The 24,919-nt window shown below is 33.0% G+C and carries 23 protein-coding genes; 18 read left to right on the top strand and 5 right to left on the bottom strand.

Features of this window, described 5'->3' with window-relative positions; genetic code table 11:
* The first annotated feature begins 43 nt into the window (after window positions 1-43).
* The 10 genes from rimP (at window position 44) to GJJ64_RS09350 (ending at window position 10,713) form a co-directional block, all read left to right on the top strand.
* Window positions 44-517 carry a ribosome assembly cofactor RimP gene (rimP, locus tag GJJ64_RS09395; RefSeq protein WP_154287541.1) on the top strand — a complete coding sequence of 158 codons (474 nt, stop codon included), beginning with the start codon at window positions 44-46 and terminating at the stop codon, window positions 515-517.
* A 30-nt stretch (window positions 518-547) separates the two neighbouring features.
* Window positions 548-1,783 (top strand): transcription termination factor NusA, encoded by a 1,236-nt coding sequence (nusA, locus tag GJJ64_RS09390; protein WP_154287540.1) that lies wholly within the window; start codon window positions 548-550, stop codon window positions 1,781-1,783.
* Between the two features lie 63 nt (window positions 1,784-1,846).
* Window positions 1,847-4,870 (top strand): translation initiation factor IF-2, encoded by a 3,024-nt coding sequence (infB, locus tag GJJ64_RS09385; protein ID WP_154287539.1) that lies wholly within the window; start codon window positions 1,847-1,849, stop codon window positions 4,868-4,870.
* 120 nt (window positions 4,871-4,990) lie between these two features.
* The gene (locus tag GJJ64_RS09380) at window positions 4,991-5,398 is read left to right on the top strand and encodes a sugar 3,4-ketoisomerase (protein WP_154287538.1); all 408 of its coding nucleotides are present in this window, start codon (window positions 4,991-4,993) and stop codon (window positions 5,396-5,398) included.
* Window positions 5,399-5,815, top strand: coding sequence for a sugar 3,4-ketoisomerase (locus GJJ64_RS09375; protein ID WP_154287537.1), 417 nt, complete (start codon window positions 5,399-5,401; stop codon window positions 5,813-5,815).
* Window positions 5,805-6,356, top strand: coding sequence for an acyltransferase (locus GJJ64_RS09370; RefSeq protein ID WP_154287536.1), 552 nt, complete (start codon window positions 5,805-5,807; stop codon window positions 6,354-6,356). The genes GJJ64_RS09375 and GJJ64_RS09370 overlap by 11 nt, the downstream gene beginning before the upstream one ends.
* Entirely contained in the window at window positions 6,356-7,459 is a 1,104-nt protein-coding gene (locus tag GJJ64_RS09365; RefSeq protein ID WP_154287535.1) for a DegT/DnrJ/EryC1/StrS family aminotransferase, read from the top strand. The genes GJJ64_RS09370 and GJJ64_RS09365 overlap by 1 nt, the downstream gene beginning before the upstream one ends.
* A 104-nt stretch (window positions 7,460-7,563) precedes the next feature.
* Complete coding sequence (locus tag GJJ64_RS09360; protein ID WP_195759264.1) at window positions 7,564-8,727, top strand: glycosyltransferase family 61 protein; 1,164 nt, start codon at window positions 7,564-7,566, stop codon at window positions 8,725-8,727.
* Window positions 8,717-9,607, top strand: a complete 891-nt coding sequence (locus tag GJJ64_RS09355; protein ID WP_154287533.1) for a glycosyltransferase family 2 protein — start codon at window positions 8,717-8,719, stop codon at window positions 9,605-9,607. Before GJJ64_RS09360 ends, GJJ64_RS09355 begins: the two co-directional genes overlap by 11 nt.
* A complete protein-coding gene (locus tag GJJ64_RS09350) occupies window positions 9,607-10,713 on the top strand; it encodes a glycosyltransferase family 4 protein (protein ID WP_154287532.1) in 1,107 nt (368 codons plus the stop codon). The genes GJJ64_RS09355 and GJJ64_RS09350 overlap by 1 nt, the downstream gene beginning before the upstream one ends.
* Before the next feature lie 10 nt (window positions 10,714-10,723).
* Here the strand turns inward: GJJ64_RS09350 and GJJ64_RS09345 are convergent, their stop codons facing one another.
* Window positions 10,724-12,556, bottom strand: a complete 1,833-nt coding sequence (locus tag GJJ64_RS09345; protein WP_154287531.1) for an ABC transporter ATP-binding protein — start codon at window positions 12,554-12,556, stop codon at window positions 10,724-10,726.
* 164 nt (window positions 12,557-12,720) lie between these two features.
* On the opposite strand from GJJ64_RS09345, the gene GJJ64_RS09340 reads away from it, so the two are divergent.
* Together GJJ64_RS09340 and GJJ64_RS09335 are read left to right on the top strand one after the other, a co-directional pair.
* Complete coding sequence (locus tag GJJ64_RS09340; protein WP_154287530.1) at window positions 12,721-13,452, top strand: FkbM family methyltransferase; 732 nt, start codon at window positions 12,721-12,723, stop codon at window positions 13,450-13,452.
* Window positions 13,453-13,512: 60 nt separating this feature from the next.
* Window positions 13,513-14,280, top strand: a complete 768-nt coding sequence (locus tag GJJ64_RS09335) for a hypothetical protein (protein ID WP_154287529.1) — start codon at window positions 13,513-13,515, stop codon at window positions 14,278-14,280.
* A gap of 65 nt (window positions 14,281-14,345) precedes the next feature.
* Here GJJ64_RS09335 and GJJ64_RS09330 read toward each other — a convergent pair whose 3' ends face one another.
* Genes GJJ64_RS09330 through GJJ64_RS09320 form a run of 3 tightly spaced genes read right to left on the bottom strand, consistent with a single transcriptional unit; the run spans window position 14,346 to window position 17,442 of the window.
* Window positions 14,346-15,335 carry a glycosyltransferase family 2 protein gene (locus tag GJJ64_RS09330; RefSeq protein ID WP_229655503.1) on the bottom strand — a complete coding sequence of 330 codons (990 nt, stop codon included), beginning with the start codon at window positions 15,333-15,335 and terminating at the stop codon, window positions 14,346-14,348.
* A 2-nt stretch (window positions 15,336-15,337) separates the two neighbouring features.
* Entirely contained in the window at window positions 15,338-16,216 is an 879-nt protein-coding gene (locus GJJ64_RS09325; RefSeq protein WP_154287528.1) for a glycosyltransferase family protein, read from the bottom strand.
* Window positions 16,213-17,442, bottom strand: coding sequence for an O-antigen ligase family protein (locus GJJ64_RS09320; protein WP_195759263.1), 1,230 nt, complete (start codon window positions 17,440-17,442; stop codon window positions 16,213-16,215). The genes GJJ64_RS09325 and GJJ64_RS09320 overlap by 4 nt, the downstream gene beginning before the upstream one ends.
* Before the next feature lie 53 nt (window positions 17,443-17,495).
* On the opposite strand from GJJ64_RS09320, the gene meaB reads away from it, so the two are divergent.
* Window positions 17,496-18,389 carry a methylmalonyl Co-A mutase-associated GTPase MeaB gene (gene meaB, locus GJJ64_RS09315; protein WP_154287526.1) on the top strand — a complete coding sequence of 298 codons (894 nt, stop codon included), beginning with the start codon at window positions 17,496-17,498 and terminating at the stop codon, window positions 18,387-18,389.
* On the opposite strand, the gene GJJ64_RS09310 is transcribed toward meaB, so the two are convergent.
* Window positions 18,376-19,665, bottom strand: coding sequence for an aminopeptidase P family protein (locus GJJ64_RS09310; protein WP_154287525.1), 1,290 nt, complete (start codon window positions 19,663-19,665; stop codon window positions 18,376-18,378). The genes meaB and GJJ64_RS09310 overlap by 14 nt on opposite strands.
* 158 nt (window positions 19,666-19,823) lie before the next feature.
* Here GJJ64_RS09310 and GJJ64_RS09305 point away from each other — a divergent pair, with 158 nt between their 5' ends.
* The 5 genes from GJJ64_RS09305 to recG all read left to right on the top strand — a co-directional run bounded on the left by GJJ64_RS09305 (window position 19,824) and on the right by recG (window position 24,909).
* Window positions 19,824-21,269, top strand: coding sequence for an OmpA family protein (locus GJJ64_RS09305; protein WP_154287524.1), 1,446 nt, complete (start codon window positions 19,824-19,826; stop codon window positions 21,267-21,269).
* 69 nt (window positions 21,270-21,338) lie between these two features.
* Window positions 21,339-21,482, top strand: coding sequence for a DUF6728 family protein (locus GJJ64_RS17030; RefSeq protein WP_317131496.1), 144 nt, complete (start codon window positions 21,339-21,341; stop codon window positions 21,480-21,482).
* Window positions 21,483-21,507: 25 nt separating this feature from the next.
* Window positions 21,508-21,888, top strand: a complete 381-nt coding sequence (locus GJJ64_RS09300) for a RidA family protein (RefSeq protein ID WP_154287523.1) — start codon at window positions 21,508-21,510, stop codon at window positions 21,886-21,888.
* Window positions 21,888-22,811 carry an EamA family transporter gene (locus GJJ64_RS09295; RefSeq protein WP_154287522.1) on the top strand — a complete coding sequence of 308 codons (924 nt, stop codon included), beginning with the start codon at window positions 21,888-21,890 and terminating at the stop codon, window positions 22,809-22,811. The genes GJJ64_RS09300 and GJJ64_RS09295 overlap by 1 nt, the downstream gene beginning before the upstream one ends.
* On the top strand, window positions 22,801-24,909 hold the full coding sequence (gene recG / locus GJJ64_RS09290) for an ATP-dependent DNA helicase RecG (RefSeq protein ID WP_394350014.1): 2,109 nt from the start codon (window positions 22,801-22,803) through the stop codon (window positions 24,907-24,909). The genes GJJ64_RS09295 and recG overlap by 11 nt, the downstream gene beginning before the upstream one ends.
* The last annotated feature ends 10 nt before the right edge of the window (window positions 24,910-24,919 follow it).

The following is a 24,919-nucleotide window of genomic DNA, read 5'->3' as shown; positions in this document are numbered from 1 at the left end:
GGGCTAATAGTCCCCTCTTTTCATTTATCCAAAAAATATTGTCATGGGTGTTGAACAGAGAGTTAGAGCTTTAGCAGAAGAAAAAATAGCAGACAGACCTGATTTATTTATTGTTGAAATTAAAGTCATCAATAACACCAAAATCATTATTCTTTTAGATGGCGATAATGGTGTAGGCATACATGATTGCGCTATGGTAAGCAGACATGTTGGTTACCATTTAGAAGAAGAAAATTTGCTAGACCACGCATACAATTTAGAAGTAAGTTCGCCTGGTTTAGATACACCTTTAATTTTGGATAGACAGTTTGCTAAAAACATAGGTAGAAATGTAACTGTAAAACACTTAACCGGAGATAAACTGGAAGGTAAGTTACTAGCAGCAGATGAAGAGAGCATAACAGTGGCACATCAAGTAAAAGCTAAAGGAGTAAAAACCAAAAAAGCCGAACTTGTAGAAAGTAAAATTTTAAAAAATAGTATCGCTGAAGTTAAAGTAAGCGTATCTTTTAAATAGTAGCATTAATAAAATATTGATGAGAATAAAATGAATAGCATTAACTTAATTGATTCATTTCAGGAGTTTAAAGACTTCAAAAATATCGACAGACCAACCGTTATCAGTGTGTTGGAAGAAGTGTTTCGCAGTATGCTGCGTAAGCGTTTTGGTACCGATGAGAATTGTGATGTGATTGTGAACCCTGATAATGGGGATTTGGAGATTTGGAGGACTAGAACTGTTATGGAAGATGGTTTCTCTGAAGATGATGACCTAGAAATAGAATTAGCAGATGCGCATAAAGTTGATCCGGATTTAGAAGTTGGAGATGATTTTATTGAGCAAATCACTTTAGAAAGCTTTGGAAGAAGAGCTATTTTAGCTGCTCGTCAGACTTTAGTATCTAAAATTTTAGAATTAGAGAAAGATGAAATCTTCAAAAACTATAAAGATAGAATTGGTGAGATTGTAACTGGCGAGGTTTATCAGGTTTGGAAAAAAGAAACTTTGGTTTTGGATGATGAGGGTAATGAGCTAATCTTACCTAAAACTGAGCAAATACCGGCAGACTATTTCAAAAAAGGCGATACCGTAAGAGCTGTAGTGCTTAAAGTTGAGATGTTAAACAGCAATCCAAGAATTATCATCTCTAGAACTGCTCCGGCATTCTTACAAAGATTATTTGAGCTAGAAGTTCCAGAAATTTTTGATGGCTTAATCACCATTAAAAATATCGTTCGCGAACCAGGTGAAAGAGCAAAAGTTGCAGTAGAATCTTATGATGACCGTATAGATCCAGTTGGAGCTTGCGTAGGTATGAAGGGTTCTCGTATACACGGTATTGTTCGTGAGTTGAAAAACGAAAATATCGATGTTATCAACTTTACCAATAACATTTCTTTATATATCCAAAGAGCGTTATCGCCAGCAAAAATATCATCTATCAAATTAGATGATGAGACCATGAGAGCGGCTGTTTACTTAAAGCCAGACCAGGTTTCTTTGGCTATCGGACGTGGCGGACATAACATCAAATTGGCAGGTAAATTGACAGGTTACGAAATAGATGTTTATAGAGAATCATCTGAAGAAGACGAAGATGTTGACTTAGAAGAATTCTCAGACGAAATTGACGGCTGGATTATAGACGAATTTAGAAAAGTTGGTTTAGATACAGCTAAGAGTGTACTAGCACTTAATGTAAATGAATTAGTGAAACGTACTGATTTAGAAGAGGAAACTATCGAAGAAGTACTAGAAATTTTAAGAGCAGAGTTCGAATAATTTTAGATTTGCATTAAGTAAACGTACTTTTGTTTTAAAATTAGAATAGAAAGATCATAATAGATGTCAGAAGACAAAAAGTTAGGAATATTAAAAGTCGCAAAAGAACTAAACATTGGTATTGGTACGATAGCTGATTTTTTAGGTACTAAAGGTTTTAAAATAGAAGCCAAACCTAATACAAAGCTTACCGATGAGATGTATGGAGCTCTTTTGAAAGAATATCAGGGAGATAAAATCCTGAGAGAAGAAGCTAAGAACATAGTTATTGGCAAGATCCGTCGTGATGACGCTACTCAGGTGAATGAAAAGCCAGAGTCTACCGAAAAACAAGAACCTCAGGAGTCAGACAATGAAATCCTGATTAAGAATACAGGTTCAAATGTTCCAGTTTCTCCAGAAGTGGAGAAGAAGGAAACTCCAGTAAGTAATGGAGGCGTTAAAATTATCGGCAAAATAGACCTTGATAGTTTAAATTCTAAAACTCGTCCTGACAAGAGGAAAGAAGAAGTAAAGCCAGAGGCAGCACTTCCTCAAGAAATTAAAAAACCTGAGGCTCCTCAGCCAACTCCGGCTCCAGAGCCAGTTGCACCTAAGGTAGAAGAAGTAAAACCTGAGCCAAAAGTAGAGGTTAAGCCAGAGCCTGTTGCGCCTAAGGTAGAAGAAGTTAAGCCAGAGCCAATAGCAGAGGTTAAACCAGAGCCTGTAGCACCAAAGGTAGAAGAAGTTAAGCCAGAGCCAAAAGCAGAGGTTAAACCTGAACCTGTAGTTGAAAAAGTTATTCCTCAGGAAGAACAAGCAGAGCCTGTTGATGATGAAGTAATTAGAGCTAAAGCTCAGCAATTAAGCGGACCAAAAATTATTGGTAAAATACAATTACCAGTTAATAAGAAAAAAGATCAGCCGGTTGCATCTTCATCAAACCCTAACACTGCAGATAGTAAAAGAAAGCGTAAGCGTAAACCAGCACCAGGTGGCCAGCCAAATAGACCAGGTGGTGCTCTTAATACCAATCCGGGAGGACAAGCCGCTGCAGGCGGAGGTTATCAAGGTAATCGTCCACAAGGTGGAGGCCAAGGTCAAGGAGGTCAGAACAGACCAAATACAGGGCAGGATCAAAAAGGTGGCAGACCACCACATAAAAGAGGTCAGCCTTTGCCACCTAAGGTAGAGCCTACGGAAAAAGAAATCCAAGATCAGATTAAAGCTACCTTAGCCCGTTTAAGCGGTGCAGGTAAATCTGGTAAGTTTGCACAACGTTCTAAACTACGTGGGCAGAAGAGAGATAGAGCATCAGCAAATGCTGAAGAAGCGGCATTAGAACAAGAATTACAATCTAAAATATTAAAAGTAACAGAGTTTGTTACTGCTAATGAGTTAGCCAACATGATGGATGTTTCTGTTACAGAAGTTATCTCTACATGTATGAGTTTAGGAATGTTCGTATCTATCAACCAAAGGTTAGATGCGGAAGCCTTAACCATTGTTGCTGATGAGTTTGGATATGAAGTTCAGTTTGTAAGTGCAGAGGAAGAAGAATATAACCTAGAAGAGGAAGATAGAGAAGAAGATTTAATCCCTCGTTCTCCAATTGTTACCGTAATGGGTCACGTAGACCATGGTAAAACATCTTTACTTGACTTTGTGCGTAAAGCCAATGTTATAGCGGGTGAAGCCGGTGGTATTACACAGCACATTGGTGCATATGAAGTTGTGGTAGATGGTGATAAAAAAATCACTTTCTTAGATACACCGGGTCACGAAGCGTTTACCGCAATGAGAGCCCGTGGTGCTAAAGTAACAGACGTTGCCATTATTGTTATCGCTGCGGATGATAGCGTGATGCCTCAAACGGTTGAAGCTATTAACCATGCGCAAGCGGCAAGTCTTCCAATAGTATTTGCATTTAACAAAATAGATAAGCCTGGCGCTAATACTGATAAGATTAGAGAGCAACTGGCTGCTATGAATATTTTGGTAGAAGAGTGGGGAGGTAAATACCAAACTCAGGAAATTTCTGCTAAATCTGGTTTAAATGTTGATAAACTATTAGAAAAAGTATTGTTAGAGGCAGAGTTACTAGACCTAAAAGCTAATCCTAATAAGAGAGCCGTGGGTACAGTAATTGAAGCGCAGTTAGATAAAGGTAGAGGTTATGTAGCTACAGTTTTAGTAGAGGCTGGTACCTTAAGAGTTGGAGACCCAATTTTAGCAGGTTCTTACAGTGGTCGTGTTAAAGCTTTATATAATGAGCGTGGAAATCGTGTAGAAAAAGCTGGTCCGGCATCACCAGTACAAGTTTTGGGTTTCCAAGGTGCGCCACAAGCAGGGGATAGATTCAACGGTGTAGAGAGCGAGCCAGAAGCTCGTGATATTGCAAACAAACGTTTACAGTTACAACGTGAGCAAGGTTTAAGAACTCAGAAACATATTACACTGGATGAAATTGGTCGTCGTTTAGCTATAGGTAACTTCAAAGAACTTAACATCATTATTAAAGGTGACGTGGATGGTTCAGTTGAAGCTTTATCAGACTCTTTACAAAAATTATCAACCGAAGAGATACAAGTTAAAATTGTACACAAAGCGGTTGGTCAGATATCAGAATCTGATGTATTGTTAGCTACAGCATCTGATGCAATTATCATAGGTTTCCAAGTTCGTCCATCAGCAGGTGCTCGTAAATTAGCAGAAGCAGAAGAAATTGATGTAAGATTATATTCTGTAATCTACAAAGCTATTGATGAGATTAAAGCTGCAATGGAAGGTATGTTGGCACCAGAGTTTGAAGAGAAAATTGTTGCTAACGTTGAAATCAGAGAGACCTTCAAAATCACGAAAGTGGGAACTATTGCAGGTTGTATGGTTCTAGATGGTACTATTAATAGAAATAGCAAAATCAGAATCATACGTGAAGGTGTGGTTATTTACACTGGCGAGTTAGACTCTTTAAAACGCTTTAAAGATGATGTTAAAGAAGTTAACCGTGGTTATGAGTGTGGTTTAAATATCAAAAACTTTAATGATATTAAAGTAGGCGATATTGTAGAAGCTTACGAACAAGTAGAAGTGAAAAGGAAGTTATAATTTCCTAGATAATAATAAAAAACCCGTTTAGGTAAGTAGGCTTAGACGGGTTTTTTGTTTTTATTAGATGATGATCCATAAACGCTGTATCAGTATTATGGTTAAATTCGTTAAAGTAGTATGGTGACTGAAAATAGTGTTAAAGTACTTTCTCTTCCTAAAATCTTAGATGATAGGGGCAATCTTTCATTTTTAGAGGAAGAGAATCATATACCTTTTAAAATAGAGCGTACATATTGGATTTATGATGTTCCTGGAGGTGAAATAAGAGGTGGACATAGCTATAAAAAGAATGAAGAATTTATTATAGCATTATCTGGAAGCTTTACTTTAGTTGTACATGATGGATACAAGGGTCAAGAGTTTATGCTTAATCGTTCATATAATGGGATATATGTGCCTTCAGGTATTTGGAGGCATATGGAAAATTTTTCAACTAATTCATTAGCCTTAGTATTATCATCTACTTCATATGATGCTAATGATTATGTTAGAGACTTTAATGAATATCTAAATTCCAAAAAGTAAATGGGTTCTACTATATATAATTGTAGTGTTATAGAATTATCAAAGATTCATAACAGAGCAGGAAACATTACACCGGTTCATGGAAATATAGATGTTCCATTTCATATTGAGAGGGTTTATTATCTTTATGATGTACCCAGTGGAGAAACAAGAGGGGGGCATGCGCATAAAGAGCTTCATCAATTGATAGTTGCAGCGAGTGGAAGTTTTGATGTTGTGCTTGATGATGGGAAAAATAAAAGAACCATATCTTTAAATAGACCTAATTACGGTTTATATGTAACACCTTATATTTGGCGAGAGTTAGTTAATTTTTCATCAGGAGCGGTTTTATTAGTTTTAGCTTCAATGAAATATCACGAATCTGATTATATAAGAGAATATTCTGAATTTTTAAATATCAAGAATGAATTATAAAGTTCATCCTACTTCTGAAGTTCATAGTCAATCTATTGGTGAGGATACTTCTATATGGCAATTTTGTATTGTGCTTTCCGAAGCTAAAATAGGAAGCAGAGTAAATATTTGTTCTCATTGTTTTATAGAGAATAATGTAATTATAGGTAATGATGTTACAGTGAAATCCGGAGTACATATTTGGGACGGTATAACACTAAAAGATAAAGTATTTGTTGGTCCCAACGTAGTTTTTACAAATGATTTATATCCTCGTTCAAAAAACCCAGACTGGAGAGAAGTTCAAACAATTATACAAGAAGGAGCTTCTATAGGAGCCAACTCTACAATTATTGCTGGTGTAGAAATAGGAGCATATAGTATGATTGGTGCAGGTAGTGTTGTAACTAAAAATATTCCCCCTTACACATTATGGTATGGTAATCCTGCTAGGCACATGGGGTATATTACTAAAGATGGTATAATGTTAAATAAGAATCTCATAGATACAAAAACAGGAGATAACTATGAGTATATCAATTCCGAGCTAAAAAAAGTTTAATGATTAAATTTTTAGATCTACAAAAAATAAATGCACAATATAAAGCAGAATTAGAAAGTGCATTTTCGAGGGTACTTAATTCAGGCTGGTATATACAGGGTGAGGAAGTAAAAAAGTTTGAGAATGCTTTTGCATCTTATTGCGGGACGAAATATTGTATAGGTGTGGCTAATGGTTTAGATGCATTGATACTTATTTTAAGGGCTTATAAGGAGCTTGGTATTATGAGTAATGGAGATGAGATTATAGTTCCTGCGAACACTTATATTGCTAGTATTTTGGCAATCAGTGCGAATGGATTAATTCCAGTTTTAGTAGAGCCCAATAGATATTCTTATAATCTGGATCCCACAAAGATTGAAGAAAAAATAAGCCCAAAAACTAAAGGCATCTTAGCGGTACATTTATATGGAAATTTAGCTAATATGATGGCTATCAATGAAATTGCATCTAAATATAATTTAAAAGTAATTGAAGATGCGGCTCAGTCTCATGGGGCAACTTTGAATAATAAAAAAGCAGGTAACTTGGGTGATGCCGCTGGTTTTAGTTTCTATCCTGGAAAAAATTTGGGTGCTTTAGGCGATGCTGGAGCTGTTACTACCAATGATGATAACCTTAATTCAGTAATACGTTCATTAGGGAATTATGGCTCTCATGAGAAGTATAAAAACGATATTAAAGGCTTGAATAGTAGATTAGATGAATTACAAGCCGCCTTACTAAGTGTTAAATTAGCATACTTAGATAAAGAAATTTCTGTTAGACGTTATGTTGCGCAACAATATTTATCTAAAATTAATAATTATAACTTAATTCTTCCTCAGATTACTAATGATGAATGTCATGTTTGGCATTTATTTGTAGTACTTGTGAAAGATAGAGAGAAATTTCAATCCTATTTAAATGAGCATAATATTCAGACGGTTATCCATTATCCTATTGCTCCACATCAACAAAAGGCATATTCAGAATTAAATCATTTACAATTTCTTATAACAGAAGAAATACATCAAAATATAATTAGTTTACCTATGAGTCCTGTTTTAACTCAAGAAGAAATTGAATATGTAATTGATGTAGTAAATAAATATACCGTTTAGATTTGGGAGCAAAAATATCTATTAAATACATCTTTAAGGGCTATCTCATAAGAAAGATGAAAAGGATGTATAAACGAAACAAACCTGAATTGTTAAAACCACTAATGAAGGCTATAACAAAAAAATGGTTTTTACATCGTTATTTTATAGATGTTAATACTTATAAACAGCTTTTTCCAGAAAAGATAAGTTACATTTATCAAGAATCAATTCAGTTATATTATTCTTCAATTAAGTTTTATAATAGTAAGCTACATCCATTATTAAAAGAAACCCCTGGTTTTAAATATGCTGCAGTTATAGAAGATACAGAAGTTATTGGAGGTTCTAGTGTAATAATATTAGATGAGCAATATGTTTTATATGATTTAAAATATGCTTTAAATAATACCAATACTGATTTTACTGATGAAGCTATTCAATACTATAATAATGATAAAATAGTTATGGATGCCAATAATATTGATGGGTATTTTAAAAATGCAATTACATTAATTAATAATTATTCATCAAATTATTATCACTTTGTTTTAGAGGTTATCGCGAAATTTGAAGTTTTATCAAAATTAAGTATACCCACAGAAGTTCCTCTTTTGATAGATAATATATGTCTTCATGTACCACAATTCAGACAAGCAATAGAACTTTTTAATAAAGACCATAGGGAGATAAAATGGGTTAAAAAAGGATTAAGATATAAAGTAGAGTTTTTATACCATATCAAATGTCCGAATATTATTCCCCCTAACTATCATCAAATATTAAAGATAAAGGCTAATCATAACTTATTTGATTTTACAACATTAGAATTTGTAAGAAAGAATGTTTTAAAAAAACTTCCTAAAGATTATAAAGGCTATAAACGAATATTCTTATCAAGGAAAAATGCAAGTGCTAGACGCACTTATAATGAAGAAGATGTAATAAAGCTAGTTGAAAAATACAATTTCTCTATTATTTATGTAGAGGAGAAGTCTTTAGAAGAACAAGCTGCTATTTTTAACGAAGCAGAGCTTATTTTAGGCCCAACAGGTGCAGCATTTACAAACATGATATTCTGTAAAAGTACTTGTAAAATAATTTGTTTTACTAATTACGCTATAGACTTATCTATTTTTAGTACAATAGCTAATTTGATTGGTATAGATATGCAGTATATTTATGATAAAACCTTAACATTAGATTCTAATTCCAATATCCACTCATCATTTAATATTGATTTATTGCAATTAGAAGAAGCATTAAGACAAATTATTCATGATAAATAATCATCCTCTAGTTTCTGTAATTGTACCATGTTATAATCATGAAAATTATATAAAGGAATGCCTTTTAAGTGTTATAAATCAGTCATATAAAAATATTGAATTAATTGTCATAGATGATGGCTCATCAGATAATAGTATTCAAATTATAAACCAGCTTCGGACTGATTACGAATTTATTTTTGAGGCACAGGCTAATAGAGGGATTTCAGCAACTTTAAATAAGGGTATTCAAAAATATGCAAGCGGGAAATACATATCCATTTTAGCGTCTGATGATTTTTGGCATCCTAATAAACTAGAAAAGCAAGTGGCTTTTATGGAATTCAACAAAGGTTTTGCTATGGTTTGTAGCAATTCGTATATAGTTAATTCTCAATCTCGGGTTGACACATTTTTTAATGAAAAGCTATTTGATGGTTTATATTCTTTTAATGAAATAGCTCTGGGTAAATGTTTAATACCAGCACTAACTGTACTTATAAGAAGGGATACCTTTGATAGAGTTGGTTATTTTGACGAGAACCTTCTGATAGAGGATTTGGATATGTGGTTAAGAATTTCCTATTCTTTTAAAATAGGAGTATTAAAAGAAAAGTTAGCATATTATAGAAAACACTCAACAAATGTGTCATCAAGAAGTTTAGCTATGTCAGCATCAAGGTTTAAAATTCTTAAAAAATGGCAACATTTACCAACTAATATTTATACTAAAATTGAACGGAATTGGGAATTGATAGCTTTGAATGAGTTTTGGGATATGTATCCAGATGAAGCTATTAAGTACTTTAATCCAAGTTTTAGAAAGCTTTTAAATTCTTCATACAGAAAATTTGCTTTTAAGTATTTTGTAAGATATGTTCTTAAATTAAATTTACGATAATGAAAAAAGTGCTATTTATCACTCCTTTCTTTGGAAGAAATGGCTCAGAAATGCAGCTCATGTACATATTAAAGAACTTAGATGTTAATAAGATACAACCGTATTTATTTTCTAGAAATGATGGGGAGCTATTAAAAGAATTACCTTATAATTTTAAATATTTCATTGGCTATAAAAAACATAAAAATTTCTTATATAGAATTTTTAGATTATTACTCTATACTGTTAATATAAATCCAATTGAGTTTCAACTTAAAAGAATACATAAAAAAGTAAAACCAGATATTTGGTATATCAATACTTTGGCCAATAGAGACGCATTTATTATAGCTAAGAAATTAAAGGTTAAAGTGATTTCACATATCCATGAGCTACCTCTTTCTTATAACTTAGTTAAATCTAAATCCATCCAAAATCTGTTAAGTATCTCAGATTTGTGCATTGGTTGTTCTGCTATTGTTTGTGAGAAATTAGCTGATATGGGGCATAAGAATGTTAAACTCTTATATGGATTCATTGATGACAGCCTCATTAAAATTAAAAAGCCTCAAAATTTGATTAAAAATGAACTAAATATTAAAGGTGATGATTTTGTTTGGATAATTTCAGGAAGAGTAAGTGTAATAAAAGGTGTAGATTATCTCATTCCTTTGATTAAAAAGCTAAAGGCAAACCATAAAGTTATTTGGATAGGAGATATAGATGATTCAGGAACTGTTTTCTATGCTTTACAATCTATACAAAACAAGTTCATTGATAGAGTTAAGTTTATTGGTAAAAAATCTGATGATTATTATGATTATTTTAATATTGGAGATGCTTTTTTATCACTTTCAAGAGAAGATTCTTATCCATTGGTAATGTTAGAGGCGGCACATTTGGGGAAACCAATCGTAGGGTTTAATTCTGGGGGCATTAAGGAATTTGTACAGGAGGGAATAGGTTACATCATAGATTCCTTGAATTACGATGAATTAGCTTTTAAAATGCATGAAGTTGAAGTAAATTACAATAATTTCAACTCAGATTTTATCAAGGAGCATGCAAGAAAAGTGAATTTACATACTCAATCTAAATTATTAAATGAATATCTTTTACATATCTAGTATATCCATATTAATTTTCAAAAGTCTGCATGTCAATTAATTTCTTATAAAGCCCTTGGTGCTGAATTAACTCTTGATGAGTACCTTGCTCAACTACCTGACCGGCTTCTAAAACTAATATTAAATCGGCATTTTGGATGGTGCTTAAACGGTGTGCAATAACCAAAGAAGTACGATTTTTCATTAAATTATTGATAGCTTCTTGAACTAATTTTTCTGATTCTGTATCTAATGCAGATGTTGCCTCATCTAGAATTAGAATGGATGGATTACGTAAAACTGCTCTAGCAATGTTTAGACGTTGTTTTTGGCCGCCAGAAAGCTTCATCCCTCTATCCCCAATATTGGTATGATAACCATTTTCTGTAGCCAAAATAAAGTTATGAGCATTAGCAATTTTTGCAGCTGCTTCTACTTCTTCTTGACTAACTTCATCTATACCAAAAGAGATATTATTAAAAATGGTATCGTTAAACAAAATAGACTCTTGACTTACCATGCCCATCTGTGCTCTTAAAGATTCTATTTTTAAATCACGGATGTCTTTCCCATCAAATAAAATAGCTCCTTCATTTACATCATAAAATCTCGGAATCAAATCAGAAATAGTACTTTTTCCACCTCCAGAAGGACCTACCAGAGCCACTGTTTGCCCTTTTTTAATGGTGAAATTTAGTTTATCGAGGACTTTTTTATCGGTATAACCAAAAGAAACATCTTCAAATCTGATGCTATCAGAAAAAGGTTGTGCCACAACAGCATTTGCTTTGTTTGTAACTTCTGGCTTTTTATCGATAAGATTTAAAACACGCTCTCCGGCAGCTATACCAGAGTGGATATTACTAAAGGCATCTGTTAAAGCTTTTGCTGGACGCATTACTTGTGAGAATATAGCAATATAAGTTACAAAAGCTTCTGGAGCCAGGGTTGAGGCATTTCCAAAAATCAAATTACCACCGTATAATAAAATCCCGGAAACGGTACATATTCCCAAAAACTCAGAAACAGGCGAAGATAATTGCTGTCTTCTGGTCATGGAGCGGGTAATTTTTGAGTATTTTAGATTTTGTTTATCAAACCTATCGGTAACAAAAAATATAGCATTAAAAGCTTTAATCACTTTAATGCTTGATAAGGCTTCATCCAAATAAGAAATCATCAAGCCATAGGTCTCTTGTGATTCTGTAGCTTGTCTTTTTAGCGATTTTACAATTCTTGCTATAATTAAACCAGAAACAGGGATAACCAATAGAGAGAATAAGGTAAGTTTCACAGATATAAGTAAAAGCGCAATAATATAGGCAATAAGCTGTAAAGGCTCTTTAAAAACAACTTGTAAGGTGCCTGTAACAGAGAACTGAACTACTTGCACATCAGAAGCAATTTTAGATATAATATCTCCTTTTCTTTCATTACTAAAGTAACCAACATGCAAATTCATTACGTTGTTAAAAACCGTTTTGCGAAGATTTAATAAAGTATGAATGCGTAAATCTTCCATTATCCTTTGAGATAGGTAACGGAATAAGTTTGCTAGTAGGTTAGAGCAGATAATCACTACACAAACAAACTTTAAAGCTCCTATTTTCCCTTCTGTAATAATGGTTGTTTTGAAATAGTAATTGAATAAATCTATAAGGTAACTAAAAGAGAAGCTGGCTTCAGGAAAACTAGGTGCTATTACTTGTTCTTTAGTATCTAAAAATAAAGTGTTTAATAATGGGATGATTAAACCAAAATTGAGTGTACCAAAAACAACTGCAAACAATGTACAGATTACATAAGGAATTGCGAATTTTTCTATAGGTTTTGCAAAGGATAATAATCTGAAGTATGTTTTCATTCTTTAAATTTCAAAGGTATAAAATTTTTAGGTTGATGTTCAATTTTTCATGTCATGTTTACTGTCTTGATATTAAAAGAAAATATTATTGTTTATAAAAAGATAGAAATGGATTGTACAGATAGATAATATAAGATTATGTTACTATATTCGGCAAAAAAAATATGAACTTTCTACATCAACTAAACTTAAAATTTAGAGCGTTTCGTTATCAAAATAAAACTGATAAAGGAGGAATTAAATATATTCTAGAAAATGTAAAAGTTGGAGATACAGTTCTAGATATTGGAGCTCATAAAGGCGGATATTTATATTTTATTAAGAAGCAAATAGGAGAAAAAGGTAAGGTATATGCTTTTGAACCTCAAATTTCTCTTTTTAATTATTTGGTTAAACTTAAAGCCTATTTGGGATGGAATAACGTTTTTATCAATAATGTTGCACTGTCAAATACAAAAGATATACTTACATTAAGAATACCTATAAAAGGAAGTAAAAAAAGTTCACCGGGAGCTAGCTTAATAGATATTTTCAACAAAGAACAAGAGGTCTTAGAGCAAAAAATTCAGACGCTTACTTTAGATGAATACTGCCAAACCAATCATATATCACCTAAGTTGTTAAAAATTGATGTTGAAGGTAATGAGTTGGAAGTTCTTTTAGGAGGGATTGAAACATTAAAGAAATATTCCCCAAAACTAATTATTGAATCTGAAGAAAGACATGTTGGTCAGGAAAAGGTAAAACAGGTGTTTAATTTTTTACAAGATTTAGGTTATAAAGGTTTTTTTATTAAGGATACAGAGTTTTTACCTCTTGTAGATTTTTCTTTTGAAAAGCATCAAAATTTTAATAATAAACCGTATTGTAATAATTTTATCTTCGAGAAATTTTAAATTTTTTGCAACATTAAATTTTCAAAGTCGTAAAATGTAGTTCATCAAATACATTTTATCATGAAAATTAAATTTTTATTTATTGTAGCAATTGCTGTATCTACCTTAACAGCTTGTAGCAAAGAAGATGTTGAAGTTACTAAAACCACATCAAATGAAAAACATTCTAGTAGTCGATTAGGCGAAAAGTCGTCATTACAAGAAACTGCGTCGACATTAAACTCTGTTTTTTGTTTTTATGACTACTATACTGGTTCTATTCCTGGCGAATGGAATTATTATGGGACTGGACCTGTTTCAGCACCTAGTCATTATTCAACTTGTAGTAATTCTATTCTTAGGTTTGCAGGATCTAGTTTTAACAATGGTTATAATATCCGAACCGAACTTAACACTAATGAAACTTTATACTCACCAAACGGTGTTTATCGTTTAGTCATGCAAGGGGATGGAAATTTAGTTTTATATAATTCTGCCAATAGTGCTATTTGGAGATCGGGTTCGGTTAGTGGTGCCGGCAATTATTCTTTTAGGTGCCAATCAGATGGAAACTTAGTAATTTATAAAAATCCGATTTCAGTATATTCTCCTGGTACCCCTATATGGAATGCAAGTACCAATCCAACTGGCTTATTTCCGGGACAACCTCAACAAGCACTCTTAATCTTACAAGACGATGGTAATTTGGTATTTTACTATCCTGATAATACCAACTTAAGTAATTTAGGTACTTCTTATATTATTGCGAGCACAGGAACAGCAGGAGGTAAAAGAAGTTCTCATAACGGCAAGTTCAGATCACCTAGAGGTTATACTTATACCTACTAGGATATAATCACATATATGATTTAGTAGCTATAGAGGTAGCTATAGCTACTAAATTTAGTATCAAATTAAACTTTTATGATTTTCTTATTTTTTGTCATTTTTTCTATGTTATTAATGACGAGTCCAAGATTTATACTTTTACCAGATTGTTTTTCCATTAGGAAAGTAAAATGCTTTTTACTTTGAATAAGGAGACTTAAATTGGATAAATAGCTTATATAAGCCTTAACTTTATAAAATTTGAGCATTAAAACAGATAGTAGAAAGTCAAAAATGAAAATTTGAATATTCCATTTTAACAAGTCTAAACCGTCTAAATGTAAAAAATGAGCAAAGTATCTATTTCTAAAATATATAAACTTTACCCAATTTCTTTTTTTGTAATCTTTTGTCGTACCAGATATTTCATGTCTACAAACAGCTTCATGCTCATAATAGCACTTCCAGCCCATTCTCCATGCCCTCAAACATAGTTCAAAATCTTCTCCATAAAAGGGACTGAATAAATTATTGAATCCACCAATAAGTTTAATTTTTTTTGTGTTTACTAATACTGCTGAACCTGCTAAAAATATCGTTGGTGTGAAAAAATTGTCATCTTCTACGTAATAAGAATTTTTAATTCTTATTTTTTTTCCATGTAACTCTGGCATTCTGGCAGCATCTTGAATGAAATCATCATTCATTCCAATTATTCTACCCATTACTCCAAAAGTATCTGCTTTTTCAAAATAACAAAACAATTTATCGAAGTAAGAGCTTGTGAGATACACATCAGTATTTAAAAGAAATATAAGTTCTTTGGAGGCTATCTCAATCCCTTTATTACAAGTATCAGAAAACCCTGTATTTTTATCTTTCTCTATTATAGTTATTTGATTATTATATTTTTCTTTTAAAAAGCAAACGGAATCATCTAGAGAAGCGTCGTCTACAACAATTATCTCTACATCATTAATGCTATTTTTAATCACATTAAAATTATGCTCAAAATACTTTTCAAATAAATGTTTCCCATTATAATTGGGGATGATTACAGAGATACTTCGCATCATCTTTACTTTACTTTATTATAATTCTTGTACTCAAAAGGCCTATATCCTGTTCGCTCTTCTATCCATTTTAATAGGCGCCTTCTAAAATTTAGTTTTTTCTTTACTGCTGTAGGGTCAAAAGCGAACTCCCAATTAGTATTCGTAATTCGTTGCTGAATCGCTACAGGGTGACTAGAATTAAATTTCACCAACTCGTCTGCATTGCCATAATCAAAGCTTTCTGCTTTTGGGATGTTGGTTTCAATCCATTCATCATCACGATAAAACTTATTGAAATTTCTCACCTTATGGTTTAGCCCATGTGGTGGTTTAACCCATCCATAATGATAAATATAAGCATCAATTTCTTTAACCTTTATTTTTCTATCCTCAAATCTAAATCCTTGCGCATCTCTGTAAGAATGCATGCCTTTTAAATTTTTGATGATTCTTATTTCTTTTCTATACCAACGTCTAGAAGTAGCGATATAATCATAAGAACCATAAAAATGTAGATACTTAAACAATAAGCCTTCTATGTTTTTATCTTCTAAACATAGCTGCATTTCTTTTTTAATGGTTTCATGATATTTTTCATGCACAACCTCATCGCCTTGGATATAGAACGCCCAATCTGCATCTGATGATATAGCTTTAAATGCTTTGTCTGTTTCTAACGCAAAAGTTTTACCGCCTTCTCTAACGCTATCATCCCAAACAGTATCAATAATTCTGATTTTTGGAGAATTTATAGCCTGTAATAATTGTAAAGTATTATCAGTAGAATTTCCATGAGCGATAATAAATTCATCGCATAGGGGTAAGATGGATGTAATTGCCTCTACTATGGGATAATCATTAACTACAGCGTTTCTAATAAAGGTAAAGCCAGCTACTTTCATCTTTCTGATAAAGTTTTGATTTTAAAATTCGTGAATAAAAGTAACAAAAATACTACACTAATACCGCTTATCTGTCTTTCCATGGTATTATCTGTAAACATGTGGAGGATAATTGGGATAATAAAAGCTAAAAATTTGATGTTATGCGTTATTTCTTTAAATAGGATGATTAACCCACCTATAAAAATAAAAACACTAAGAATTACGCCATATGAGGCTAAAAAATATAAGTATTGATTATGGATAAAAACTCTGTTTTGAGGGATGAGCCAATAGGAGTTTAGGGCATATTGTTCATCCATTTCATGTTTTAAATCTGCAGGAGCCACACCTATAAAAACATTGTTTTTAATAACTTCTATTGCACATTTATTTGCTGCCCAACGCTGGCTTATGGACAAATAATTAGGATTTTGGTTTTCTACTAAACTGATGATGTCATTTTTAGTATAAATAACTTTTTGCTTAATAGCGGGCACTTTTTGATAAACAATAATAGCAGCTAAAAATAATAGAAGAGCATAACCTAAGTATTTATAATTTTTGGTGATGATAAGCTCTCTACCTATAAAAAATAATCCTGAAAGTAATAAGGAAATTAGGGTGAAACGTTGCGCTATTATGATTAAACCCATCAGAAATAGAATCAATAAGGCTATAATAATTCTTTTTTTAATTGGCTCTTTTTGATTTAAAAGTGACATCCATAAAGCTGTAAAAGCAATGCTGTAAAGCAGGCCAAGTTCTGTATGGTAAGGCCCTAAAACCGAAGTTATGCTGCCGCTTTTAGCAATAATCTCTTTATATATTTGCTGATGAGATAATATCCATACCAAATCTATACTGATACAAAGAACTCCGCAAAATCCAAAAAATGAAACTAAACGTTGAATTGTAGCCTCACCAGGTTTTTTAGCGAATATAAAAACCAAAGGTAATACCCATAAAAAGCTATTTTTAAATAGGATATTTAGCCATGTAACTTTATCTGTAGTATTCCAAATACTTAAACATATAAGAATGTATAGCCCTATAAAAAAATAGTGCTTTAGCTTTATAGGATTGATTTTTTGATGATGATAAAAGCTATTTATAGCTATTAAAAGCATTATAGGAAGAGAAATGGATAAAATTGCTCTAGAAAAAAACAATCCAAAGATGAGTAAAAAACAAGTTGCTTCTAAAGCATGTTCTTTTAATAAAGAATAAATGCCGGCTTTAGCCATCTTGCTCATTTTAAATTGATATTTTTACTTGAAACATAACCAAAGTTAAATTAATGTTAGACAAGGCAAAAAAACTATTAGTAAGTATTAGTTCTGGAGATGTTAAATCTCTTGCCAGGGCTTTAACAATTGTAGAAAATGATTTAGCTGGGGCTGATGCTATTTTAAAATCTTTACATCCACACCAAACTCCTGTTATTGGAGTTACTGGTCCGCCTGGGGCTGGGAAAAGCACTTTATTAAATAGTTTAATTGGGAATTTAGCTCAAAAAGGAAAAAGGATAGCAATTTTAGCAGTAGACCCAACATCGCCTTTTAGTTTTGGTTCTTTGTTGGGAGACCGTATTCGGATGAAAGATCAATTCAATCACCCAAATGTTTTTATTCGTTCTTTAGCAACCAGAGGTGCTTTAGGTGGCTTATCTAGCAAAACCATAGAAATGACGGATGTTTTAAAAGCCGCTCATTTCGATTTTATTTTTGTAGAAACTGTTGGTGTTGGGCAGTCTGAGGTTGAAATTGCTGGCTTGGCAGATTTAACCATGGTAGTTCTAGTTCCAGAATCTGGTGATGAAATACAGCATATTAAATCGGGCTTAATGGAAATTGCTGATGTTTTTATTGTAAACAAATCAGATAGGCCAGACGCTCAATTATTTACCATTAGTCTTCAAAAATTAATTAGAGAAAAGCATCAACAAATAAAAGTTTTTAATACCATCGCCGATAAGGGAATCGGCGTTATTGAACTTGCCAATGAAATTTTGGCTTTTAAACCTCATGATGGGCTTAAGAAAATAGAATTGCTTACCCAAAAAGCTTGGCAGCTAATCCAGAATTATAGGATGAGAGATATAAAAAAAAATAAGCTTCAGCAAAAAATTACCGAAGCTTATCATCCTCATTTTAATATTTATCAGTTTATAGAAACTTTTATGCGTTCATGATAGCTTCTATTTCCTCTGCTTCTATGGGGATATGTGCCATTAAATCTACCGGATCATTTGCAGTTACTAGAATATCGTTCTCTAGCCTGATACCTAAATTTTCTTCCAAAATATAAATTCCTGGCTCGCAGGTTAAAATGTTACCAGCTTCAAATGGCTTGTACCTATCAGAAATATCATGTACATCTAAACCTAAATGATGCGATGTGCCATGCATGAAATATTTTTTATATGCAGGTACTGCCGGATTTTGTTTAGCAACATCATGTTTGTCTAATAAACCAAGCTTTATCAATTCGCTTGTCATAATTTTTCCTACTTCATCATGGTATTCGTTCCAAATAGTGCCTGGTACCAACATCTTCTTTGCTTCTTTAAAAACATGTAAAACAGCATTATAAACATCTTTCTGGCGTTTAGTAAAGCGGCCGTTCACCGGGATAGATCTGCTTAAATCTGCATTATAGTTTGCATACTCTGCTGCAAAGTCAAATAATATAACATCGCCATCTTTACATGGCTGATTATTATCATTATAATGCAGTACGCAAGCGTTTTTGCCTGAAGCTATAATAGGTTCGTAAGCATGGCCTGTGGCACCTTGTCTAATAAACTCGTGAATAATTTCTGCCTCAATTTCATACTCCATCACGCCAGGCTTAACAAATTTTAATACCCTGTTAAAAGCGTCTCCGGTAATATTACATGCCTTTTGCGTAATAGCAACTTCTATTTCAGATTTCACCATCCTTAAATTCCGCATAATAGGCGCAACACGTTGGTAGTGATGTAAAGGATATTTAGATTTTAAGTCCTCAATAAATCTCAAATCCCTATAAGGAACATGATTTGCATAACGGTCATTCTCATTAGTATTGAGATAAATATTTTCTGCATAATGAATTACAGCAGATAAAATATTCCAGAAATCATCTAACCAATAGATATTTTTAATTCCCGAAACACGTTGAGCTTCTTCCTTTGTATACTTGTGCCCTTCCCAAATAGCTATATGCTCATTGGTTTGTCTTAAAAATAGGACTTCTTTGTACAAAGGATTAGGACAATCGGGGAAAAGTAATAAAATGGTTTGTTCTTGGTCTATTCCGGATAGGTAATATAAATCCGGATTCTGCTTAAATTTATATAATTGATCTCCGCTTCTGGTATATTCATCGTTTGAATTAAAAATGGCTAAGCTGCTTTTTTTTAGGTGCTTAGAGAAATTATTGCGATTTAGAACGAATAAATCTGCATTTTCAGTAGTATATTTCATGAAACTAATTTAAGAAACCCTATTTTAAAATCATTCGTATAAACTTTAGATATTAAAAATATTTTGGAATGAAGTTTGATGAGTTGCTGATGTCAAACTTAAAATTTATTTTTACGACAAATTACAATTAAAATTGTTTAACCTTTAAAAAAATGATTATGAATTATTCTACATTGAAGAAAACGGTCGCTTTATCATTAGCTACTGCTTTCGCTGTAGCGGCACATGCGCAGGAAACTCCTGCTACGACGTCGTCGTCTGCAAAGATTTTCGGAGGGAGAGGCCAGTACAGAACTTGGACTTTTGGCGTTAACGCTGGTGGTTCTTTACCTTTAAGTATCATTGGTGGTACTAATGATTTCGGTAAAAACGTTGAATTTGGCGAGCATACAATGGGCTTTTACTACGGTATCTCATTAAGAAAACAATTAGCACATTCTTTCGGCTTACAAGGTAACTTAAGCAGAGGTAATGTTATTGCTTATAATAAAGGTGTTGGTACTTTCAGACCAGGTGATGCAAGACCATTTAGTACTGCAAAAACAGAAGTACAATATGACATTAACTTAAGTGGTGTTGTTAACGTAGCAACTGTAGACTTCTTAAGAAGAGAAAATGCAGTTAATTTCTATGTTTCTGCTGGTTATGGTTTAATTGCTTTTAACCCAATGTTATATACTACCTATGCTGGTGGCGATGGTACTCCTGCAGTAAACAACAAAGGTTTATATGGTGATGAAGGTTCTAATGACTATATCAGACAAGCTTACATCCCTGTAGGTGCTGGTGTTAAATTTAAATTATCAGACCGTGTTGCTTTAGATTTTGGTTATGATACCAAATTTATTGATGGTGATAACTTTGACGGTGTTTACGCTGGTGGTACTTCAAAAGATAAATTCTCTGTTGTACGTGGTGGTTTAGAATTCTCTTTAGGTTCTAAAGCGAAACCAGATTTAAACTGGGTTAACCCAATTGCTATGATGTATGATGAATTAAAAGATCCTACATTACGTCAAGAAGTTGAAGCATTAAAAGGTCGCGTTACTAATGTTGAGCAATCTGTTCAAGATCTTAAAAAAGATTCTGATGGTGATGGTGTTGCTGATCACTTAGATAAATGCCCTAATACACCTGCTGGTGCTAAAGTTGATGGTGCTGGTTGCGAGTTAGATACTGACGGTGATGGTGTGCCAGATTGGAAAGATGATTGCCCTACTGAAAAAGGTACTGCAGAATTAAACGGTTGTCCTGAAATGGGTTCAGCTACTATGTCTGGTGTTGATAACATTCAGTTCGAATATAACTCTTCAGTTTTAAGAACTTCTGCTTACCCTACTTTAGATAAAATTTCATCTATGATGAGAGCTAATAAAGCTCAAGGTCTTCAATTAGATGGCCACGCTTCTGAAGAAGGTACTGATGCTTACAACATGCAATTATCTGTTGATAGAGCTAATGCAGTAAAAACTTATTTAGTTAACTCTGGTGTAGACGCAAAAAGAATTTCTACAAAAGGTTACGGTGAAAGCCGCCCTATTGCATCTAACGCAACTGAAGAAGGACGTGTTAAAAACCGTCGTGTTGAATTCAGACAGAAATAATTAAAACAAATTATAAGAAAAGGGAGTTTTTGAAAAAAGACTCCCTTTTTTATTTTATAAATTTGCGATATGTTATATTTCTTTAGAAAGAAAGATCCTAATAGGCCTGATAATTTTAATCTGCGAGTAATGCATTGGATTAACAAAACAGCTATCATTGTTTTTTTACTTGGCTTAATTTGGAAACTGTTAGATTGGTTTGTCTTACATTAATAGACAACCATTTAAAATTTAGATAATGAAAAAAATCATCCATACACCTTTGGCACCAGCGCCAATAGGTCCTTATAGCCAGGCAGTATTGGCTGGCAATACTTTATATGTTTCTGGTCAGATAGCCTTAAATCCAGAAAGTGGTCAAATTATAGATAGTACTTTAGAGTTAGAAACCAAGCAAGTAATGTCTAATCTGCAAGCAGTTTTAGAAGCGGCTGAGATGAATTTTAGCCATGTAGTAAAAACCTCTATTTTCTTAAGTGATATGTCTTACTTTGCTCAAGTAAATGAAATATATGGGCAGTATTTTACAGGAGATTATCCAGCAAGAGAAACTGTAGCGGTTAAAACATTACCTAAAAATGTTAATGTAGAAATATCTGTTATTGCTGTTAAAGCTTAATGAGCTTAAAGTTAAAGTGTTTTTTAGCAGCATTATCTGCTAATATCATCTGGGGTTTTGTGGCCGTACCAATTAGGTTTGTTCAGAACTATCAGGCAGAGCAAATTCTGTTTAGCAGGATATTAGCATCCTTAATTATTTGCTGGGTATTCATTATCAGTTTTCAAAGAAAGCAATTACGTATTGATATCAATACCTTAATATTTACACCAAAATCAGAAAGAAAAAACCTTCTTCTATTATTGCTTACTTCTGGTATTTTAATCACATTTAATTGGTATGCTTTTATTTATGTTATCAACAATGTAAGTCTTAATTCGGCGGCTTTTGCTTACATGATTTGCCCTTTGATAACGGCTTTGTCTGGCTTTATTATCTTGAAAGAGGATATCAATAATCAAAAAATTGTAGGAATTATTATTGCGCTTATAAGTGTACTTATTCTTGCAACAGGCTCCTTAAATGAAGTTTTATGGTCTATCATTACCGCTAGTTTTTATGCTTTTTATTTAATTGTACAAAGAGTTATTAAAGCCTTTAATAAGATTAATATGCTGGGCTTACAACTAATTATTGCCTTTACTTTGATATTGCCTCTGTATCTAAATTTAGGTTTAAGTATTCCTTCTAGCTTAGATTTTTGGTTTGATATTATTGTTATAGCAGTTTTGTTTACATTGGTGCCCTTATTTTTAAGTTTATATGCGTTAGAAGGTTTACCTTCTTCTACAGTTGGGATTATTATATATATTAATCCAGTAATTGCATTTGGTGTAGCATATTTGTATTTCCAAGAGGGCATTACCATTATTCAAGCTTTAGCATATTTATTATTGGTATTCGCTGTTATCATTTTTAATTGGAAAATATTATCAGGCACAATACGTAAATTAGCATCAAGAGAAGCTACAGATTTTGAATGATTCATTATTTAAAACTCCTATAGAGTATCTAAAAGGTGTTGGTCCGCAAAGGGCAGAAGTTTTAAAAAAAGAGGCTGGAATTTTCACTTATGAAGATTTACTATGCTATTATCCTTTTAGATATATTGATAGAACACAATTCTATAAAGTAGCAGAAGCACCACCAGATTTAGCACATGTACAAATATTAGTTAGGCTAAAGTCTTTCGAAATCATCGGCGAAAAGCAAAGTAAAAGATTAATTGCCAAAGCTTATGATGATAGTGCCGAGATAGAACTGGTATGGTTTCAGGGGATAAGATGGGTAGAGAAAAACCTGAAGTTAAATCAGGTTTATATCATTTTCGGGAAGCTCAACTATTTCAATGGTAAAGCGCAAATGGCACATCCAGAAATGGAGCTTTTTTCTAAGGAAAATGTAATTAAAGGTAATTTAAGTTTACAGCCTGTATACTCATCAACAGAGAAATTAAAACAGTTTTCTTTAGACACCAAAGGTATACAAAAGCTTACGGCTAATTTATTAGAATTAATTGCCGATAAAATAGAGGATGTTTTACCAGATTATATCCTACAGAAATACAAATTAAACTCGCACAAAGAGGCTTTACTACAAATTCATTTTCCTACGGATAGTAAATCTCTAAAAAGAGCGCAAACAACCTTAAAGTTTGAAGAGCTATTTTTTATTCAGCTCAAAATGTTGAGGAGCAAGCTATTAAGAACTTATAAATTTAAAGGTAATGTGTTTGCACAGGTTGGCGATAAGTTCAATTATTTTTACGAGCATTTATTACCGTTTTCTTTAACCAATGCCCAAAAGAGGGTAATTAAAGAGATAAGATCTGATACCCAAAAAGGCATACAGATGAACAGATTGGTGCAAGGCGATGTTGGCTCTGGTAAAACCGTGGTTGCTTTAATGAGTATGCTTTTAGCTATTGATAACGGCTTTCAAGCTTGTTTAATGGCACCAACAGAAATTTTGGCAACACAGCACTATCATTCTTTAAAAGCTTTGCTAAAAGATGGCTTCGTTGAAATAGCTTTATTAACGGGCTCAACAAAAAAGAAAGAACGTAATGTTCTTTTTGAAAAGTTAGCCAACGGAGAGTTAGGAATTTTAATTGGTACGCATGCACTCATAGAAGATACGGTACAGTTTAAAAATTTAGGCTTGGTAGTGATAGATGAGCAACATCGTTTTGGTGTAGAGCAAAGAGCTAAACTATGGCGTAAAAATGTGATACCGCCACATGTTTTGGTAATGACAGCCACGCCAATTCCACGTACCCTTGCCATGACCTTGTATGGGGATTTAGATGTATCCATGATTAATGAGTTGCCTGCTGGTAGAAAACCTATTGAAACCATTCATCTCTATGAAACACAACGCTTGAGGATGTTTGGTTTGATGAAACGAGAAATTACCCTGGGCAGGCAGGTGTATATGGTTTATCCGCTTATTCAGGAAAGTGCCAAACTAGATTTAAAAAACTTGATGGATGGTTTAGAGGTAATGGCCAGAGAGTTTCCTTTACCACAATATAAATTTAGTGTAGTGCATGGGCAATTGGCTGCAAAAGATAAAGAATATGAAATGCAGCGCTTTGTAAAGGGAGAAACCCAAATTATGGTTGCCACTACGGTTATTGAAGTTGGGGTAAATGTTCCTAATGCTTCTGTTATGATTATTGAAAATGCAGAGCGCTTTGGATTATCACAATTACACCAATTAAGAGGAAGAGTAGGAAGAGGGGCAGAACAATCTTACTGTATATTGATGTCTGGGGTAAAACTCAGTAAAGAAGCAAAAATAAGATTAGAAACCATGGTAAGAACCAATGATGGTTTCGAAATATCAGAAATTGATTTACAATTACGTGGTCCTGGGGATATAGAAGGAACCCAACAAAGCGGTATTTTAGACCTTAAATTGGCTGATATTTCGCAAGACCAACAAATATTGCAGGAAGCCAGAAAAACAGTGATAGAAATTTTTGAGGAAGACCCCGACTTAAATTTAGAAAAACATCATACTTTAAAAAAGTTCTTCTCTGTAAAGAAAAACGGAATCTCATTAGATAAAATATCTTAAAATTATAAAT

The organism is Pedobacter puniceum, assembly GCF_009674685.1.
Taxonomy (GTDB): domain Bacteria; phylum Bacteroidota; class Bacteroidia; order Sphingobacteriales; family Sphingobacteriaceae; genus Pseudopedobacter; species Pseudopedobacter puniceum.
Note: the sequence above shows the minus strand (reverse complement) of the source record. Positions and strands in the feature narration are given on the sequence as shown.